Source organism: Sphingomonas beigongshangi (assembly GCF_016820445.1).
Taxonomy (GTDB): Bacteria; Pseudomonadota; Alphaproteobacteria; order Sphingomonadales; family Sphingomonadaceae; genus Sphingomonas; species Sphingomonas beigongshangi.
In genome coordinates this window covers 95,013-112,586 of sequence record NZ_JADHDT010000008.1, presented here as the reverse complement: position 1 = coordinate 112,586, position 17,574 = coordinate 95,013, and the positions used below count along the sequence as shown (strand labels likewise).

Annotated in this window: 19 protein-coding genes; 10 read left to right on the top strand and 9 right to left on the bottom strand. The window is 67.7% G+C overall.

Translation table 11 applies throughout. From position 1 onward, the window contains the following. Positions 1-88 precede the first annotated feature (88 nt). Complete coding sequence (locus IQ292_RS15125) at positions 89-751, top strand: class I SAM-dependent methyltransferase (RefSeq protein ID WP_203311149.1); 663 nt, start codon at positions 89-91, stop codon at positions 749-751. Then, positions 748-1,353, top strand: a complete 606-nt coding sequence (locus IQ292_RS15120) for a hypothetical protein (protein WP_203311148.1) — start codon at positions 748-750, stop codon at positions 1,351-1,353. Before IQ292_RS15125 ends, IQ292_RS15120 begins: the two co-directional genes overlap by 4 nt. Before the next feature lie 57 nt (positions 1,354-1,410). Here the strand turns inward: IQ292_RS15120 and IQ292_RS15115 are convergent, their stop codons facing one another. Continuing rightward, positions 1,411-3,063 carry an aminotransferase class III-fold pyridoxal phosphate-dependent enzyme gene (locus tag IQ292_RS15115; protein ID WP_238941139.1) on the bottom strand — a complete coding sequence of 551 codons (1,653 nt, stop codon included), beginning with the start codon at positions 3,061-3,063 and terminating at the stop codon, positions 1,411-1,413. A gap of 33 nt (positions 3,064-3,096) precedes the next feature. On the opposite strand from IQ292_RS15115, the gene asd reads away from it, so the two are divergent. Next, a complete protein-coding gene (asd, locus tag IQ292_RS15110; protein ID WP_238941138.1) occupies positions 3,097-3,975 on the top strand; it encodes an archaetidylserine decarboxylase in 879 nt (292 codons plus the stop codon). 18 nt (positions 3,976-3,993) lie between these two features. Here the strand turns inward: asd and IQ292_RS15105 are convergent, their stop codons facing one another. Then, entirely contained in the window at positions 3,994-5,322 is a 1,329-nt protein-coding gene (locus IQ292_RS15105; protein ID WP_203311278.1) for a replication-associated recombination protein A, read from the bottom strand. Positions 5,323-5,472: 150 nt separating this feature from the next. Between IQ292_RS15105 and IQ292_RS15100 the strand changes: the two genes are divergently transcribed. From IQ292_RS15100 to IQ292_RS15090, 3 genes are all read left to right on the top strand, one after another. Beyond that, positions 5,473-6,129 (top strand): PadR family transcriptional regulator, encoded by a 657-nt coding sequence (locus tag IQ292_RS15100; RefSeq protein ID WP_338057644.1) that lies wholly within the window; start codon positions 5,473-5,475, stop codon positions 6,127-6,129. Then, the gene (locus tag IQ292_RS15095; RefSeq protein WP_203311145.1) at positions 6,126-6,416 is read left to right on the top strand and encodes a DUF2218 domain-containing protein; all 291 of its coding nucleotides are present in this window, start codon (positions 6,126-6,128) and stop codon (positions 6,414-6,416) included. The genes IQ292_RS15100 and IQ292_RS15095 overlap by 4 nt, the downstream gene beginning before the upstream one ends. Before the next feature lie 120 nt (positions 6,417-6,536). Then, positions 6,537-7,388, top strand: a complete 852-nt coding sequence (locus IQ292_RS15090) for a serine hydrolase (RefSeq protein ID WP_238941137.1) — start codon at positions 6,537-6,539, stop codon at positions 7,386-7,388. A gap of 122 nt (positions 7,389-7,510) precedes the next feature. On the opposite strand, the gene IQ292_RS15085 is transcribed toward IQ292_RS15090, so the two are convergent. Continuing rightward, on the bottom strand, positions 7,511-8,638 hold the full coding sequence (locus IQ292_RS15085) for an alpha/beta fold hydrolase (RefSeq protein ID WP_203311143.1): 1,128 nt from the start codon (positions 8,636-8,638) through the stop codon (positions 7,511-7,513). A gap of 123 nt (positions 8,639-8,761) precedes the next feature. On the opposite strand from IQ292_RS15085, the gene IQ292_RS15080 reads away from it, so the two are divergent. Beyond that, positions 8,762-9,793: an acetamidase/formamidase family protein gene (locus IQ292_RS15080; RefSeq protein ID WP_203311142.1), complete on the top strand. Its 1,032-nt coding sequence runs from the start codon at positions 8,762-8,764 to the stop codon at positions 9,791-9,793. Positions 9,794-9,883: 90 nt separating this feature from the next. Here the strand turns inward: IQ292_RS15080 and IQ292_RS15075 are convergent, their stop codons facing one another. Both IQ292_RS15075 and IQ292_RS15070 read right to left on the bottom strand, forming a co-directional pair. After that, positions 9,884-10,765 carry a polysaccharide deacetylase family protein gene (locus IQ292_RS15075; RefSeq protein WP_203311141.1) on the bottom strand — a complete coding sequence of 294 codons (882 nt, stop codon included), beginning with the start codon at positions 10,763-10,765 and terminating at the stop codon, positions 9,884-9,886. 195 nt (positions 10,766-10,960) lie between these two features. Further along, positions 10,961-11,695 (bottom strand): SDR family oxidoreductase, encoded by a 735-nt coding sequence (locus IQ292_RS15070; RefSeq protein ID WP_203311140.1) that lies wholly within the window; start codon positions 11,693-11,695, stop codon positions 10,961-10,963. A 130-nt stretch (positions 11,696-11,825) separates the two neighbouring features. On the opposite strand from IQ292_RS15070, the gene IQ292_RS15065 reads away from it, so the two are divergent. After that, positions 11,826-12,137 (top strand): ArsR/SmtB family transcription factor, encoded by a 312-nt coding sequence (locus IQ292_RS15065; protein WP_203311139.1) that lies wholly within the window; start codon positions 11,826-11,828, stop codon positions 12,135-12,137. Here IQ292_RS15065 and IQ292_RS15060 read toward each other — a convergent pair whose 3' ends face one another. After that, on the bottom strand, positions 12,138-12,998 hold the full coding sequence (locus IQ292_RS15060; protein ID WP_203311138.1) for an aldo/keto reductase family oxidoreductase: 861 nt from the start codon (positions 12,996-12,998) through the stop codon (positions 12,138-12,140). It abuts the gene before it with no gap. 89 nt (positions 12,999-13,087) lie between these two features. Here IQ292_RS15060 and IQ292_RS15055 point away from each other — a divergent pair, with 89 nt between their 5' ends. Then, positions 13,088-13,990: a LysR family transcriptional regulator gene (locus tag IQ292_RS15055; RefSeq protein WP_203311137.1), complete on the top strand. Its 903-nt coding sequence runs from the start codon at positions 13,088-13,090 to the stop codon at positions 13,988-13,990. Positions 13,991-14,029: 39 nt separating this feature from the next. Here IQ292_RS15055 and IQ292_RS15050 read toward each other — a convergent pair whose 3' ends face one another. Together IQ292_RS15050 and IQ292_RS15045 are read right to left on the bottom strand one after the other, a co-directional pair. Further along, positions 14,030-15,058 (bottom strand): oxidoreductase, encoded by a 1,029-nt coding sequence (locus tag IQ292_RS15050; RefSeq protein ID WP_203311136.1) that lies wholly within the window; start codon positions 15,056-15,058, stop codon positions 14,030-14,032. A gap of 66 nt (positions 15,059-15,124) precedes the next feature. Then, a complete protein-coding gene (locus IQ292_RS15045; protein WP_203311135.1) occupies positions 15,125-16,264 on the bottom strand; it encodes a glycosyltransferase family 4 protein in 1,140 nt (379 codons plus the stop codon). 75 nt (positions 16,265-16,339) lie between these two features. Here IQ292_RS15045 and IQ292_RS15040 point away from each other — a divergent pair, with 75 nt between their 5' ends. Then, a complete protein-coding gene (locus IQ292_RS15040) occupies positions 16,340-17,044 on the top strand; it encodes a glutathione S-transferase family protein (RefSeq protein ID WP_203311134.1) in 705 nt (234 codons plus the stop codon). 16 nt (positions 17,045-17,060) lie between these two features. On the opposite strand, the gene IQ292_RS15035 is transcribed toward IQ292_RS15040, so the two are convergent. Next, a complete protein-coding gene (locus IQ292_RS15035) occupies positions 17,061-17,468 on the bottom strand; it encodes a PAS domain-containing protein (protein ID WP_238941136.1) in 408 nt (135 codons plus the stop codon). Positions 17,469-17,574 lie beyond the last annotated feature (106 nt).

The following is a 17,574-nucleotide window of genomic DNA, read 5'->3' as shown; positions in this document are numbered from 1 at the left end:
GCACGACGGTCGCCAAACTGACACGCTCGGCTGTCACAGCCTTGTCCCGAGATGTTGCGAGCTATTCGCGAGGGCAAGGGAGCATCGTTTGGCAACGCAGATGAATACGGCGGGTGTCGCCAAGGCGTATGACCGCTGGGCGCCGGTCTATGACCTCGTCTTCGGTCCCGTGTTCCGGCAAGGCCGCGCCGCAGCGATCCGTGCGGCGGAACGCGCCGGGGCGCGCATCCTCGAGGTGGGGGTCGGTACCGGTATCTCGCTGCCCGGTTATTCCGCCGGCAGCCGCATCGTTGGCGTCGACATTTCCGAGGACATGCTGGACAAGGCGCGCGATCGCGTCCGCAAGCTTCGGCTGGCGAACGTCGAGGCGATCGAAATCGGCGATGCCGAGGCCCTGCGCTATCCCGACAACGCGTTCGACGCGGTCGTCGCGCAATATGTCGTCTCCGCCGTTCCCAACCCGCACCGGGCGCTCGACGAGTTCGCCCGCGTCTGCCGGCCGGGCGGCGAGATCGTGGTGACGACGCGGGTCAGCGCGACCGGGGGCATGCGCGGCAGGATCGAGAAAGGGCTGATGCCGATCACCAGCCGCCTCGGTTTCCGCACCGACTTTCCCTTCTCGCTCTACGAGAATTGGGCGGCGGGGCGCGACGACGTGACGTTGATCGAAGCGCGGCCCATCCCCCCGCTCGGCCACTTCTCGCTTGTCCGCATCGCCAAGCATGCCTCCACGCAGGACCCCGTCCGATGACCAACTTCCGCACGCAGCTCGCCGAACAGCGATGGGACGACCATCGTTACTATCACCACAGCCTGGTCAACCAGAGCCTCCATTTCATCAGCGCCTGTACCTTCCTGACGGCCTATGCGCTGCTGTTCGTCGATGCCGCGGTCGCCAGCCTGCTCGCCTGGGGGGTCGCGATGACCAGTCGCCAGGCCGGCCATTTCTTCTTCGAGCCGAAGGGCTACGATCACAAGAATCAGGCGACGCATGCCCATAAGGAAGAGATCAAGGTCGGCTACAATCTCGCCCGCAAGGTCGTGCTGATGAGCCTGTGGGCGCTGATCCCCGTCACGCTGTTCCTCGAGCCGACGCTGTTCGGCCTGCTGCCTGCGCCCGATGGCTGGCAGACGACGCTGCGCCGCGTCGGCACGGCCTGGCTGGTGCTCGGGGCAGGGGCCATCGTATTCCGCTCGCTGCAGCTGTTCGTGCAGCGCGACGTCGAGACCGGACTCGTCTGGGCGGCGAAGATCATCACCGATCCGTTCAACGACTTCCGCATGTACAAGAGCGCGCCGCGCCGCCTGCTGCGCGGCGAGCGGTTCGACGACCCGGAAGCGGCGCACGGCTGAGGCGCCGCAGCGGTCGCCATCGAAGGGGGTTGCTGCTGCGCCCCCTCCAGTGGCCTTTCAGCCTCGGCCGAACCGAGCCGCGATCGTTTCGCGGAGCAGCCGCCGGCGGACGTCCTTGTTGGTCGCGCCCTCTGCATGCCAGAACCAGCCGTCGTCGCGCATCGTGCGCACCGCCACGACGAACCGCTCGACGATCTCGGCGAACAGGCTGTCGTCGATGTCGAGGCTGAAGATCAGTCGCCCCGTGCCGACCCAGCTGAGCGCAAGGCCCGCCGCCCGGAGGTAGAATTGCAGCATCCAGTTGTAGGCCGAGGGCGCGTCGTAGAGCACGGTCCAGATCGTCTGGATGTTCGCGACGCGCACCGGCAACCCCTCCGCCGCCAGCGCGGCGTTGAGCGTCGCGGCGCGCGCGTCCCAGCGCCGGTCGAGCCCGTCATACAGCGCGTCGCCCGCGGGTCCTTCGATGTGGCGGAGGAAGGCATTCATCGATCCCATTACATAGGGATGCGCGTTGAACGTGCCGCGCGCGAAGCAGATGTCGACGGGGCGATCGTCGCGCCACCTCTTCATCAGATCGGCACGTCCCGCGAGAACCCCCACGGGCAGACCGCCGCCCAGCGTCTTGCCATAGGTGACAAGGTCGGGCCTTACATCGAAATAGGCCGCCGCGCCGCCCTTCGCGAGGCGGAAGCCCACGAAGACCTCGTCGAGGATCAGCACAATGCCGTTGGCGCGGCATACCGCCGCCAGCCGGCGCAGCCAGGCGGCATAGGCGTCGCGGTCGATGCCGGCCTTCCGCCCGCCGTCGACGAGCTGTCCATCGGACGGGGCAGCGCCATTGGGGTGGAGAACCTGCAGCGGATTGACGAGCACACAGGCGATGTCCTTGCGCGTGGCGAGCACATGCAGCGTCTGCTCCGACTGGTCGGCCAGCGTCAGCGTGCCGTCGGCGGGGACGGGATTGCCGATCCCCGGCTGCACGTCGCCCCACCAGCCATGATAGGCTCCGGCGAACCGGACGAGCCGGCGCCGGCGGGTATGGTAGCGCGCGAGCCTGACCGCCTGCATCACCGCCTCCGTGCCGGACATGTGGAACGACACTTCGTCCATGCCGGACAGCGCACGCAGGCGCGCGACATTGTCCGCGACCACCGGATGCAGCGCGCCCAGCACCGGCCCGAGATCCTCCACCAGCGCGGCGCCCTCGCGGATCATCTGCTTATAGGCGTCATAGCCGAGCAGGTTGACACCGTACGAACCGGTCAGGTCGATCAGGCGGTTGCCGTCGAGATCATAGACGTTGGGGCCGTCGGACCGTTCGAGGAAGGCGCCCGTGCCCAAGGTCTCGCGAACGCGGCGGCTGAACTGGAAGGGCACGCGATAGGCGCCGGTGAACTGCAGGTCGGACAGGCCGTCGCGGGTCGCACGCGTCAGCGCCAGCGTTCTGGCGAACCGCGTCGCATAGAGCGCGCCCAGCCGTTCGAACGCCGCCTGTCGCCGTGCGGCGATCTCGTCTGGTGCGCCGTCGGCCCGGAAGAAGCGCTCGGGACCATATTCGTAGAAGGGGATCTGGCCGGCGATGCGCTTCGCCATGCGGACGTGCCCGCCGAGCGACCGATGCTTGGCGCGCGACAGCGCGAGGCGCCGGCGCCCCTTGGCCGCGGCGATCAGTCCGGCGCCTGCGGCGATGGGATAGAGGAGGATGGACATGGATGCGACTGAGCGCATGCGCGTGACGCGCCGATGACAGCGCCGAAGGGATTGATGCGCGTGCTGATGCAGGAGGACGTCAATTTCCTCCTGACCAACCGTCTTCCCCGTCGTCTCGCGACGACGCTGGTAGGCCGGATCGCCCGCGTCGAGCATCCGCTGGTCGCGAAACCGGCAATCGCCTTGTGGCGGTTTTTCGGAGGGGTCGACCTGTCGGACGCGGCGACGACGCGGTTCCGGTCCCTGCGCGATGGCTTCACCCGGGCGTTGAAGCCGGGCGCGCGGCGGTTCGACCCCGACCCGGCGACGATCGCCGCGCCCTGCGACGCGATCGTCGGCGCGCACGGCCGGATCGACGGCGATGCGCTGTACCAGGTCAAGGGCTTCCCCTACCGGCTCGGCGACCTCATTCCCGATCCCGCCCTGGTCGAGCGGTTCCGCGACGGCAGCTTCGTGACGCTGCGACTGACCGCGGGAATGTATCACCGGTTCCACGCGCCGCACGATCTGACCGTCGAGGGATTGACCTATCTCTCCGGCGACTGCTGGAACGTCAATCCGATCGCACTGAAGCGCGTCGAACGGCTGTTCTGCCGCAACGAGAGGGCGGTCATCGAGACGCGCCTCGACGACGGGACGCCGGTGCTGCTGGTGCCGGTCGCGGCGATCCTGGTGGCGAGCATCCGGCTGGCGTTCCTGGGCAGCGCGCAATGCCTGCGCGACTTAGGATCGGCACGGCTCGCGTGCGACGTCGCCTTGTCCAAGGGCGCCGAGATGGGTTGGTTCGAACATGGATCGACGATCCTCGTCTTCGTACCCAGGGGCGTGCGCCTGCGGCCCGAGCTGGTCGAGGGCGAGGCGATCCGGTCCGGGGATGCCATCGCCTTCCTCGATCCGCCGTCGTTGCCATGAAACGGATGACGGCAGACCTTATGCCCCGCCGCGCTCGCGACGCAGCTGCTCCCAATAGGCGAGCCGCTCCTGCAACCTCTTCTCGAACCCGCGCCCGGTGGGTTCGTAGAAGCGCTGCGGGCCCAGATCCTGCGGCCAGTAGTTCGCGCCCGAAAAGGCATCCTCCGTATCATGGTCATAAGCATAATCGGCGCCATAGCCGATCTGCTTCATGAGCTTCGTCGGTGCGTTGAGGATGTTGTCGGGCGGCATCAGCGAGCCCGTCTCCTTCGCGGTCCGCCAGGCGCTCTTCTGCGCCTTATAGGCTGCGTTCGACTTGGGGGCGGTGGCGAGATACAGGCAGGCCTGGGCAATCGCCAGTTCCCCCTCCGGCGAGCCGAGGAAGTCGTAGGTGTCCTTCGCCGCGATGCATTGCACCAAGGCCTGCGGATCGGCGAGCCCGATATCCTCCACCGCAGCGCGGGTAAGCCGCCGCAGTACGTAGAGCGGTTCCTCGCCCGCCGTGAGCATGCGGGCGAGATAGTAAAGCGCCGCCTGCGGGTCGGAACCCCGGATCGATTTGTGCAGCGCGCTGATCAGATTGTAGTGACCCTCGCGATCCTTGTCGTAGACCGCGACGCGCCGCTGCAGGAATGCCGACAGGCCCGCCGGATCGAGCGGTTCCGACAGTTCGACAGAAAACAGCGTCTCGGCCTGATTCAGCAGGAAGCGGCCATCGCCGTCGGCCTGCGCGACCATCGCCTCGCGGGCGGCGGCGGTGAGGGGCAGGGCGCGACCTTCCGCCGCCTCCGCCCGGTCGAGGAGCTTCGTCAGCGCGGGCGCACCGAGGCGATGCAGGATCAGCACCTGCGCGCGGCTGAGCACCGCCGCGTTCAGCTCGAACGACGGATTCTCGGTGGTCGCGCCGACCAGCGTCACCGTGCCGTCCTCGACATAGGGGAGGAAGCCGTCCTGCTGCGCGCGATTGAACCGGTGGATCTCGTCGACGAAGAGCAGGGTGCGCCTGCCGATGCGCGCATGGTCGCGCGCCTCGGCAAAGGCCTTCTTCAGCTCGGCGACGCCGGAGAAGACCGCGCTGATCGGGACGAAGCGCAGGCCCACCGCATCCGCGAGCAGGCGTGCGATCGTCGTCTTGCCCGTGCCCGGCGGCCCCCACAGGATCATCGACGACAGGCGGCCGGCGGCGACCATACGCCCGATCGCCCCGTCGGGACCGGTCAGATGCTCCTGCCCGACGACCTGCGCCAGCGTCCGCGGGCGAAGCCGATCGGCGAGCGGCGCATCGGGTCCGGGTCCAGAGGCATTGGGGGAAGGCGCCGGTTCGAGCCCGGTCAGCAGGTCTGCCATGGCCGGAAGATAGGTTGCCGGGGCGGGTGCGTCGACGTGGAAGGTCACAAAAGTCGCAGTGTTTTGGCGGTTTTCCAAGATATATCGTGAGGTATCTTGACGACTGAATATCAAGATATATCTTGAGCGCATCGAGATATGGAGTTGATGATGTTCGATCACAGGGATCACCGCGATCACGGCCGTCATGGCGGCCACGGTGCCTATGCGCGCGGGCGCGCGAACGGTTTCGGGCCGCGCGGCGGCTGGGAACAATGGGGCGAGCGACTGGAGCAGCGCTTCGCCGAGATTTTCGGGGAGCATGCCGGTCGCGGCGGCGGCGGTGGCGGCGGTGGCCGACGGCGCATGTTCGATGGCAGCGAGTTGCGCCTTGTCCTGCTGAAGCTGATCGCGGACTCTCCGCGCCATGGCTATGAGCTGATCAAGGCGATCGAGGAGCTGACGAGCGGCGCCTATGCCCCGAGCCCCGGCGTCGTCTACCCGGCGCTGTCGATGCTGGACGAGATGGAGTTGATCGAGGAGCAGGCAAGCGAGGGTTCCCGCAAGCGTTTCGCGGTAACCGAGGCGGGGCGGGCGCATTTGGCCGAGAATGCCGATGCGGTAGCGACATTGATCGAGCGGCTGACAGATGTCGGCTCGGAGCGCGACAGGGTCGGCTGGATGCGCTCGCCGATCCAGCGTGCGATGGGCAACCTGCGCCATGCGATCCAGAATGCCGTCCCCAAGGGAGAGGCGGAGGTGGAGAGGATCCATCGTATCGCTGGCATCCTCGACGAAGCGGCGCAAAAGGTGGAGCGGTTGAAATGAGCGTGTCGGTCGCGCGCGTGCCGACGCATTCGTCGAGCCGCTACCTCCAGCAATTGGCGAAACACTGGAGCCACAAGATGGAGGTCGTCTTCACCGCGGAGGAGGGGACGATCGTCTTTCCCAACGCATCGCGACTGGAGATGCGGGCCAGCGACGACACGCTGGACCTGCTGCTGACGGTTCCCGACGGCGAAGACGAGGCGCGGATGCGCGAGGTGGTCGCGAGCCACCTCGACCGCTTCGCCTTCCGCGAGGCACCGCTGACGTTCGATTGGCGTCAGGGATAAGCGGCACGGTGACCGGAGGCGGCGACAAGAATTCGGTCTGAATGCGGAGAGGGTCTGTTCAGGCTTGCCGTGTTAAGGGTAAGCCAAGGACGTAGAACAAGGCCGATCATGCGCGCACCGATGCTTTCCCGCCTCTTCCTTCTTACCGGCATGGCGGCGACCCTGTTGTCGCCCATCCCCGCGGCGGCGGCGACGTCGCCCCACCTCATCGGCCTCGAGCGCCAGCTCAGTGCGCTGGTGAGCGGACGACCAGGCGAATATGGCATTGCGGCGCTCGATCTTCGCGACGGGTCCAGCGTGGCGGTGAACGGCAACGTGTCCTTTGCGATGGCCAGCACGGTAAAGCTGGCCATCGCCGCCGCCTATCTCGCCGATGTCGACAAGGGACGCCGCAGCCTGAGCGATACCGTCGCGGGGCGGAGCGCGGCGAAGGCCATGGAGCTGATGATCGTCCGCAGCGACAACCAGGCGGCGGACCAGCTTCTCGCCGCGCTGGGCGGGCCTGCCGTCGTCCAGCAATGGCTGCGCTCGCACGACATGGCAGGCATACGGGTCGACCGGACGATCGCGCAGCTGTTGCGCGATCGTGGCCATCTCGCGGACGTGAAGGACGTGGCGACGCCGAACGCCATGGTCGCGCTGCTGGGACGATTGGTGGACGCGACGGTGCTGACCCCAAAGAGCAGCACCTTCCTGTTCGACCTCATGCGGCGTTGCGCGACCGGCACGCATCGTATCAGGGCATTGCTCCCCACCGGTACGACGGTGGAGGATAAGACAGGCACGCTCGACGGCGTCACCAACGACGTCGGGTTCGTCACCATGCCTGACGGTCACCGCGTGGCGGTCGCCATCTTCGCCCGCGGCGGGCGTGATCGTCAGTCCGGCATCGCGTCGATCGCGCGTCGTCTCTACGACTATTTCGCCGACAGCGAGCGGAACGCCCTGGCGATGTTCATGCAATTGCGCTGACGTGGCGCCCCGGCCGTGACGGCTTCGGGGTTCGCCGCGACGGCATCTCGTGCCGCTGACGGCGGATCGGCGCCGCGCGGCACGTTGCTTGCCGGCGAGGGGCCTCCCGGAACGTCGGGCCGTTATTCGCTGCGCCGGAGCAAGGCGACCAGATCCTGTTTCCAGAAGCGGGCGGCGGTATGGGTACCGTGCCCGCGCGTGTCGTCGCTTTCGGGGATAAGGAAGAACCGCGCGTCCTTCATCCGTGCGACCGCACGCCGCGGATAATCCAGGTTGCGCGGATTGATGAAATCGTCGGCGGAATTGATCCAGGTGGTGGGCGCCGTAATCGCCTCGAGCCGCGACCAGGGCGCATAATGCCGCGATGCGTCCAGCTGGTAGATGAGGTCGTTCGCGTCGGTCGCCGCGATCGACGCCGCGACGCGTTCTCGCGCGAAGGTCGCGGCGGCGTCGCGCGTGGGATATTGCGCCTGGAAGTACAGGGGCGCGGCGCCCGCGACGAACAACAGGCTGGCGGCGGTGCGCAGTCCCTGCACCGGCGGCGCGCGATAGTCGCCGTCCGCCCAGGCGGGATCGGCCTTGATCCCGTCGATCGCGAGCTGTCGCCACATGCGGTTGAGCCCTGCGATCTCGACCGGCTCGCAGGCCAGCGGCATCAGCGCCCTGGCGAAATCGGGATGCGATTCGCCCCAGACGAGGCTGTGCATGCACCCCATCGAGGTTCCCATGATCAGCCGCATCCGGCGGATCCCCAGACCATCGTGCAGCAGCCGATATTGCGCCTCGACCATGTCGTCATAGTCGTACTGTGGAAAATGCATGCGCAGCCCGTCGGACGGCTTCGACGATTTGCCGTGGCCGATCCCGTCAGGAAGGATGATCCAGTAGCGGGCGATGTCGAGCGGCTGGCCGGGCCCGTAGAGTTCGTCCGCGAATTGTGGGCTGAGGAACTGTCGCCCGGTCCCGCCGGTGCCGTGCAGCACCATGACGGCATTGTCGATCTCGCCCCTGGCGTTGCGGTGCGGCTGCCCCAAAGTGGTGTAATTGATGCGCAACGTCGGCAGCGTTTCGCCGGATCGAAAGCGGAAATCGCGGATGGTGAACTGCGCGTCGCGCGCGGGCCATCGGGAGACGGCCGGAGCGGGCCTGGCCGCGGGGGCCAGCGGCTGGGGCTGAGACTGAGCCTGCGGCTGGGGCGCGCCGAGCGCGGTTGCGGCCTGCAGCAGCAGAAGCGGGGCTAGGAACACCATGACCCATCGTCGCCTCTGATCGAACGGCTGGCAAGTCATTGTCATCAGAGCGGATCGTCGTGGCACCGCTTCCACGAACGTGGATCGGCCCCTAGGCTTCGCCCGGATGGAGGAAGGATCGATATGGCCGTGACCTGGAAATTGGTGCTGCTGCTCGCGGTGTCGAGCGCCGCCGGCGCCAAGCAATATGACCTGCCCGCGACGCCGGCCACGGTCGCGTGGGGACATTATGAAGCGGGCGCGACCCCGGTGCTGACGGTGCGGTCGGGGGACACGGTGGTCGTGCATACGCTGATTACCAACAGCCCCAAGGGGCTGGAGGCGGCTGGACTGCCCGCGGACCAGGTGGAGCCCTCGCTGCGGGCGGTATTCGACGGCGTCCCGACGTCGGCGCGAGGGCCCGGCGGGCATATCCTCACCGGGCCGATCGCGATCGAGGGCGCGCAGCCGGGCGACACGCTTGAGGTCCGGATCCTCAAAATCGACCTCGCAATCCCCTACGCCTACAACGCCTTCGGCCCCACGACCGGCTTCCTCACCGACGATTTCCCCTATCGGCGGATCAAGATCGTGCCGCTGGACCGGCGCCGCATGATCGGCAGGCTCGCCCCCGGCGTGGAGGTGCCGCTGCATCCTTTCTTCGGGTCGATGGGCGTCGCCCCGCCAGCGGCGTTCGGCCGCTACGACTCCACCGCTCCATCGATCCACGGCGGCAACATGGACAATCGCCTGCTGGTCGCGGGCACGACGCTGTTCCTGCCGGTGCACGCGCCGGGTGGCCTGCTGGAGGTCGGTGACGGCCATGCAGCGCAGGGCAATGGCGAGGTGGATATCACCGCCCTGGAGACATCGCTGACGGGGACGCTGCAGCTCATCCTGCACAAGCAGGGGGAGGGGACTGCCACCGAGGCGGCCTATCCGCGCGCCGAGACGCCCGATGCCTATGTCGCCATGGGCTATGACGAGGACCTGTCCAACGCCGCGCGCAAGGCCGTGCGGAACATGATCGCGTTCCTCGTCGCTGCCAGGGGGATGACGCGCGACGACGCCTATATGCTCGTCAGCACCGCCGGCGACGTGGAGGTTACCGAGCTCGTGGATCGCAACAAGGGCGCGCACGTCGTGCTGCCCAAACATGTCTTCGTCGCTCGATGAACATCCCGTCGCCCATCAGATTATCCGAATAATGTCCTGATTTTGTTGTTTATATCGGGCGGCTCGCATCGGGCGGGCCGCCTCGGTCGCTCAGGCCGCGAGGCCGTTGGCGGTGACGTACGCCGCGATCTCGCCCGCGGTCGTCCACCATATCCGGGGATCGTTCGCCTCGCGCAGCGCCGTGAGGACGCGGGCGAGCGGCGGCACGCGGTGCGCTTGCCCCATGATGTAGGGATGCAAGGCGATGCCCAGCACCAGTGGCCGGCGATCGCATTCGGACAATAGCTGATCCACCGCCGACCGGATCATGCCGGCAAAGGTCTCGGCCTCCTGCCTGCGCTGAATAATGGCCGGTATATCGTTGATTTCCTGCGAATATGGTATCGACAATAAGCTGCCTCCGCGTGTGGCGAGCCGTGTCGGCTGGTCGTCGTGCGCCCAGTCCAGCACGTAGCTATAGCCTTCTTTCGCGAGGAGGTCGGGCGTGTGGCGGCTTTCGGAAATCCATGGGCCGAGCCAGCCGGTCGGCCGCGTTCCAAGCGCGGCGAGCCGCTCCGTCACGTCGCGGATCATGCGATCCTCCCCATGGCGGTGCATGCCGCCCTGTGCGGCGGCGTTGCTGCCGCCATGCGCGGCGATCTCGTCGCCACGATCGCGGCAGGCTTCGGCGAGCCCGGGACAGCGATCGAGAACGTCGGCGTTGAGCAGCGCGGTGGTGCGCAGGTCCAATCGGTCGAACAGGTCGAACAGGCGCCATACCCCGACGCGATTGCCGTAATCGCGCCAGGCATAGTTCATCACGTCGGGGTCGGTCTGCGACGGCGCCAGTTCCGCGCCCAGCCCGCCGCCGAAGTCGAAGACCTCGTGATTGACGCCGAAATAGAGCGCAAGGCGCGCGCCGCCGGGCCAGTCGTACACCGGACGGTCGGTGATCGGTCGATAGGGATAGCGGTGATGGTGGTCGCGGCTCATGGGCGCCCGAACGAGCGGGCGGCCGAAACGGCTCCGGCATGGGTCGGCAGCCGGGTGATCGCCTCCCGGCCGGTTGGGGCCTGCGCGACCCTTCGTCGGCCGCGGGCTGCATCGGGACCGAGGGAACGCCCGCGCCGTGCCACATCGCGGAGCGGTCGACCCCTCCCGGTGGGGAGGGGTCTGGCAAGGGCCGCGCTAGGCGGTCGCGCCGCCGTCGATGTTCAGCGTGGTGCCGGTGATGTAGCTGGCGTCCGGGCCCGCGAGGAAGGCGACGGCGCCCGCGATCTCTTCGACCGTGCCATAGCGACCGAGGGGGATGGCGCCGGTCATCTGCTGCGCGAATTCGCCGTCGGCGGGGTTCATGTCGGTGTCGATGGGTCCCGGCTGCACCGTGTTGACCAGGATGTTGCGCGGCGCGAGGTCCTTCGCCCAGCCGCGGGCGAGCGCCGCCACCGCCGCCTTGGTCGCGCTATAGACGGTGGTCGCCGGAAAGGCCTTCTCGCTGGAGATGCTGCCGATCAGGATGATCCGGCCGCCGTCCCGGAGATGCGGCAGTGCCGCGCGCGTGCCGACGTGGAGGCCCTTTACGTTGACGCCGAACTGCCGCTCGTAGGTTTCGTCCGTGTCGTCCGTAATCAGCGAGAATTCGGCCACACCGGCATTGTGCACGAGGATGTCGATCCCGCCCAGTGCATCGGCCGCCTGTTCGACCCCGGCACGCTGCGACGCAGGAACGGCGGCATTCGCCTGGAACGCGAAGGCCGTGCCGCCAGCGCCCTCGATGGCGGCGACGATGGCCTCCGCCGCGGCCTTGTTGCCGGCATAGGTGATGGCGACCGCCGCGCCGTCTGCGGCGAGCCGCCTGGCGATCGCCGCGCCGATGCCGCGCGAACCGCCGGTGACGAGCGCCTTCTTTCCTTCAAGTGACATGTGCAGTCTCCAAATTCCTTGCCCGCGATCACGGCATCGTGCGCTGTCGGCCCGAGGAAGATGGGGGATCGGTTCAACGGTTCAATGATCCCGAACTATTAAATCGAATTATTCGTCCTATATCGTGCCCATGCCCCGCTTCACCCATCCCCGGCTGGAGGACGTGCCGCTCGATCTGGCGCTGCACGCCCTGGCCGATCCCAATCGGCTGGGCATGGTGGCGCGGCTCGCGACGGCGGAACGGCTGAGCTGCGCCGATGCCGCACCGTGCGAGTCGATCCCCAAGAGCACGCTGTCCAATCACCTCAAGCTGTTGCGCGCGGCGGGGTTGATCGAGACGACGCAGGCGGGGCGCGAGATGATCAACGTGCTGCGCCGCGAGGAATTCGACGCGCGTTTTCCCGGACTGCTCGACGCGGTGCTCGCCAATCGGCCGGTGTGATCACCGGCCGATCGCGTCGAGTTCGGCGACGGCCGCCTCGGGCAGCGACAGCGCGGCCGCGGCGAGGTTTTCCTGCAAATGGGCCGGCGATGACGTGCCGGGGATCAGCAGGATGTTGGGCGAGCGCCGGAGCAGCCACGCCAGCGCCACCTGCATCGGCGTTGCGTCCAGCCGTGCGGCGACATCGGACAATGCCGTCGACTGCAGTGGGCTGAACCCGCCGAGTGGGAAAAACGGGACGTAGGCGACGCCTTCCGCCGCGAGTGTGTCGATGAAATCATCGTCGGCGCGGTGGGCGAGATTGTACTGGTTCTGGACGCAGACGATCGGCGCGATGCCGCGAGCCTCCTCGAACTGCGCGGGCGTGACGTTGCTGAGGCCGATATGCTCGACGAGTCCCTGCCGCTGGAGGTCCGCCAGCGCCTTCAGCGGCGCGGCGAGCGAGCCTTCCGCTGGGCCGTGAACATCGAACATCAGGCGCAGGTTGACGACGGGCAGCGACGTCAGACCGAGGTTCCGGAGATTGTCCTCGACCGCGCGCGCGAGGTTATCGGGCTCGAACGCGGGCAACCATGATGCGTCGTCGCCGCGGCGGGCGCCGATTTTCGTGACGATCAGCAGATCGTCGGGATAGGGCGCCAGCGCCTCGCGGATCAGCCGATTGGTGACATGCGGGCCGTAGAAGTCGCTCGTGTCGATGTGGTCGACCCCGGCGTCGAGCGCGGCCCGCAGGACGGCGAGCGCCTGGTCGTTGTCGCGGGGCGGTCCGAACACCCCCGGGCCGGCAAGTTGCATCGCGCCATAGCCGAGCCGCTTCACGGTACGCCCCGCGAAGGAATAGGTGCCTGCCTGTTCGATCATCGTCTGTCTCCTTGCCGGCCGGAGATACGTGTTGCCTATCTTCGCGATAAGCGGGAGATATCCGAACAGGCTGTGCGGAAAACCGAACGATGAAGGCCGATCTCGCCGATCTTAACGCATTTTTGTCGGTCGCACGCGCACGCGGCTTTCGCGACGCGGCCCGCGCGGCCGGTTCGAGTGCGTCGACGCTGAGCGAGGCGGTCCGCAGGCTGGAGGCGCATCTGGGTGTCCGCCTGCTGCATCGCTCGACGCGGAGCGTCGTGCCGACGGAGGCGGGCGCGCGGCTCATCGAGCGATTGACCCCGGCGCTGGGCGAGGTGGAGGCGGCGCTCGACGTGATCGCTCTGTTCCGCGACCGTCCGGCGGGAACGCTGCGCCTCAACGTGCCGGTGAGCGCGGCGCGGTTGGTGCTGCCGACGATCCTCCCGCGGTTCCTCGCCGCTTATCCCGACATCCAGGTCGAGATCGTCGCGGAGGACGGGTTCGTCGACGTGGTGGCGTCGGGCTGCGATGCGGGCATACGCTATGACGAGCGGCTCGAGCAGGACATGATAGCCGTGCCGATCGGCCCTCGCGTGCAGCGGTTCGCGACGGCGGCGGCGCCCGCCTATCTGGACGCGCGAGGGCGGCCGGGCCATCCACGCGACCTGCTGTCGCATCCCTGCCTGCGCGGACGGTTCGGCAGCGGGGCGCTGACCGGCCCTTGGGAGTTCGAGTGCGGCACCGAGATCGTCCGGGTCGAACCTCAGGGTCCCCTCGTCGCCAGCGTCGCCGGCGCGGTCGACCTGCTGGTCGACGTCGCGATCGCCGGTGGGGGGATCGTCCATCTGTTCGAGGATTGGCTGCGGCCGGCACTGAACAGCGGGGCGCTGGAACCGGTGCTGCACGACTGGTGGCAGTCCTTTTCCGGCCCCTTCCTCTATTATTCCGGGCGCCGGCTGGTGCCGCCGCCGCTCCGCGCCTTTGTCGATTTCGTCCGTGCGGAGGCGTGACGCGGGCACGCTGCGCGGCCGCGGTCGATGCGCATCAGGTCACAAGGCGATCTCGCGGCGTTCGGCCGCGCTTCGCGATCCCGCGTCGAGCACCTCCATCACGGCCAGCGCCTCGCCGGGCGGCACCGGATTGGGACCTTCCCCGCGGATCGCGGCGGCAAGGGCGGACCAGAACAGCCGGTAATCGCCGCGTGCGTTCGGCACGCGAACGGCGGCCGCGGGGCCGTCGACGGGGGTCAGGATGCCGTCGAGCGGATCATGCCCCCAATCCTTGCCCTGTGGCCGACGGCCCGCGATCGTCGCCGCCTCCTGAGGATCGATGCCGTTTTTGATCCAGCTGCCGCCCGTGCCGTGCACGGCGAAGCGCAGGTCGTGCGCGGCGGCGATCTTGCTGGAATGCAGCGTCACCCGCTTGTCCGCATAGCGCAATACGGCCTGAAAATAGTCGGGGGCGGGCGCACCCGCGCGCAAGGTGGCGATATCCGCGCTGATCGCGAGCGGGCGACCGAAGAGCAGCAGCGCCTGATCGACCAGATGCGGCCCAAGATCCAGCCACGATCCCCCGGCGCGCGCTTCCTTCCACGTGGCGGCGGGCACGGGCCGCCACCGATCGAAGCGGCTTTCCATCGTGGCCACGGCGCCGAGGCGACCGTCCGCTATCAGCGTCCGGAGCGTGCGGAAGTCGGCATCCCAGCGACGATTGTGGAAGACGGTTAGCAGCTGGCCGGATCGCTCGCTCACGGCGACGAGGCGGCGGGCGTCCTCAAGCGTCGTCGCGAACGGTTTGTCGACCAGCACGCTCTTGCCGGCGGCGAGCGCCGCCAGCGCATGCTCGGCATGCAGTGCGTCCGGGCTCGAGACGATGACGAGGTCAATGTCCCGGTCGTCGAGGAGCTGTTCGACGCTTGGGACCACGCGCACCGCGGGAATGTCGGCGTGGACCTTGGCGGAGTCGCGGGATACGACCGCTCGAAGCGCCATGTCCTGCGACGCGGCGACATAGGGCGCATGAAAGGCGCGGCCGCCGAGGCCATAGCCGATCAGGCCGACGCCGATCATCCTCGTCATCGCGTCACTCCCCGATTGCGCATGGGCGTCGACGGAGCGGCATCGGCGGCCGATCGTCCGGTCGCGTCAACGCGCCAGCGCGAGATAGGCATCAAGCACCGCCTGATTCGCGGTGTCCCAGCGATAGGCGGCGGCCCGCTCGTGCCCGGCCGCGCCCATACCGGCGCGAAGGCCAGGATCGGCGGCGATCCGTGCGATCGCGTCGGCATAGCCCGCGACGTCGGTCGGATCGACGAGGAAACCGGTGACGCCATCCTCGACCAGATCGACTGCGCCGGTCGCTCGCGCGGCGACAACGGGCACACCGGCGGCCATCGCCTCCGTGGTCACGTTGCCGAACGTCTCGGTGATGCTCGGGTTGAAGAACACGTCCATCGACGCGACGGCGCGACCGAGATCGTCGCCTGATTGGAAGCCCGCAAAGACCGCGCCGGGCGCGACCTGGGCGAACCACTCCTCGGCCGGCCCCTTGCCGATCACCAGCGCCTTGTGGCGGACGCCGCGGCGGCGCAGTTCGGCGAGCACGTCCGCAAAGACGTCGAGCCCCTTTTCCTTGACGAGCCTGCCGAGGAAGCCGACCGCGATCTCGTCGTCGGCGATGCCGAGCCCGCGTCGCCAGTCGAGGCTGCGCCGCTCAGGCGTGAACCGGGCGTGGTCGATGCCGCGCGACCAGAGCGTCATCGGCGTCGTGACACCCCATTCCTTGAGCAGCGCGCCCATGCTGGGGCTCGGGGGCATGACGAGATCGACGCGATTGTAGAAGCGCGTCATGATCGCCTTGATCAGCGGCTCGATGAAACCGATCCGATAGTAGCGGAAATAGGTCTCGAACCGCGTGTGGAACGAGGCGACGACCGCGACATCGTGGCGACGCGCCCAGGTGACCGCGCCGTGGTTGAGAAACTCCGGGGCGGAGACGTGGACGATGTTGGGCGCGAACGCCTCCAGATCGCGCCGCGTCGCGGCGGGCAGATAGCGGCCGAGCCGGTATTCGGCGCGGCCGCCCGGCATCGGTATGGCGGGCACGGATACGAGATCGCCCGTCGGCGCGAAGGCGGGCGGATCGATCGTCGGCGAATAGACGCGGACGGTCACGCCCGCGGCGAGCAGGTGGCCGACAAGCAGGTTCAGTGCCTGGTTCGCACCGTCGCGGGTGTAGTTGTAGTTGCCGCTGAACAGGGCGACGCGCAGGTCGGACGGTTGCATGATGCCGCGTGCCATAGCCTTCAGAATGCGGCACGACTATGTCGTCGCTGCAATACGCATCCCGAGGAGCTTGCCATGGCCGACCTGTCCGCCTTTCCGATCGCAACCCGCTGGCCCGCGCAGTTTCCGGATCGGATCCAGCTCTACTCGTTGCCGACGCCCAATGGGGTCAAGGTCTCCATCATGCTGGAGGAGACGGGCTTGTCCTACGAGCCGCACCTCATCGACTTCGCCAGCGACGATCAGAAGACGCCCGAGTTCCTGTCGCTCAATCCCAATGGCAAGATCCCGGCGATGATCGACCCGGAAGGGCCCGGCGGCCAGCCGATGGCCCTGTTCGAGAGCGGCGCGATCCTGCTGTACCTGGCTGAAAAGACCGGCAGGTTCCTGGGGCAGGGGCCGGTCGACCGCTGGGAGGCAATCCAATGGGTCATGTTCCAGATGGGCGGTGTCGGACCAATGTTCGGCCAGCTCGGCTTCTTCAACAAGTTTGCCGGCAAGGACTGGGAGGACAAGCGTCCGCGCGACCGCTACCTCGCCGAAACGCAGCGTTTGCTGGGGGTGATGGACGCGGCCCTGGCGGGTAAGGACTGGTTCCTGGGCGATCATTATTCGATCGCCGACATCGCCATGCTCGGTTGGGTTCGTGGTCTCGTGACCTTCTACGAGGCGCGCGACCTGGTCGGCTTCGACCGGTTCGGCAACGTCGCGGCGTGGCTGGCGCGCGGGCTGGACCGTCCGGCGGTGCAGCGAGGGCTCACGATCCCGGCGCGGGGCTGATCCACCGCGCGGGCGTTCAACGGTAGAGGGCGCTGACGTCGAACTTCAGGCCCTCGAGCGCGGTGAGCGTGCCGCCTCGAAAGAAGGGCGCGGCGACCAGACGCATCCAGCGGACGCCGCCGTTCACGGGGCGCAGTTCGACGTCGAGCGTGAAGCCGCGATGGTGCTTGAGCGCATGTTTGCGCAGCCGCTCCATCGCCGCGCGGGAATGTTCGGCATATAGCCGCACCGCGTCCTGACGGGTGATCAGGGCACCCCGCGGCAGACCGAACAGATCGTAGACCGCGTCGGACCAGATCAGCCGCTCCGTTGGGAACTCGCAACGCCAGAGTCCCGGCATGCCGCCCGGCACCTTTAGCGAATCATGAACCACGCCCAGATCGAACCGGCTCGCGCGTTCGGCGATCGGCCAACTGTGGTTCAATGCAAGAGGTTCAGTCGGCAACATACTCGAATCGGCCCTATCACGGCAAAGATGAACTTTCCATCACGATGCGCGTGTTCCCTTATCGTTCCGCATGGGCTAGATA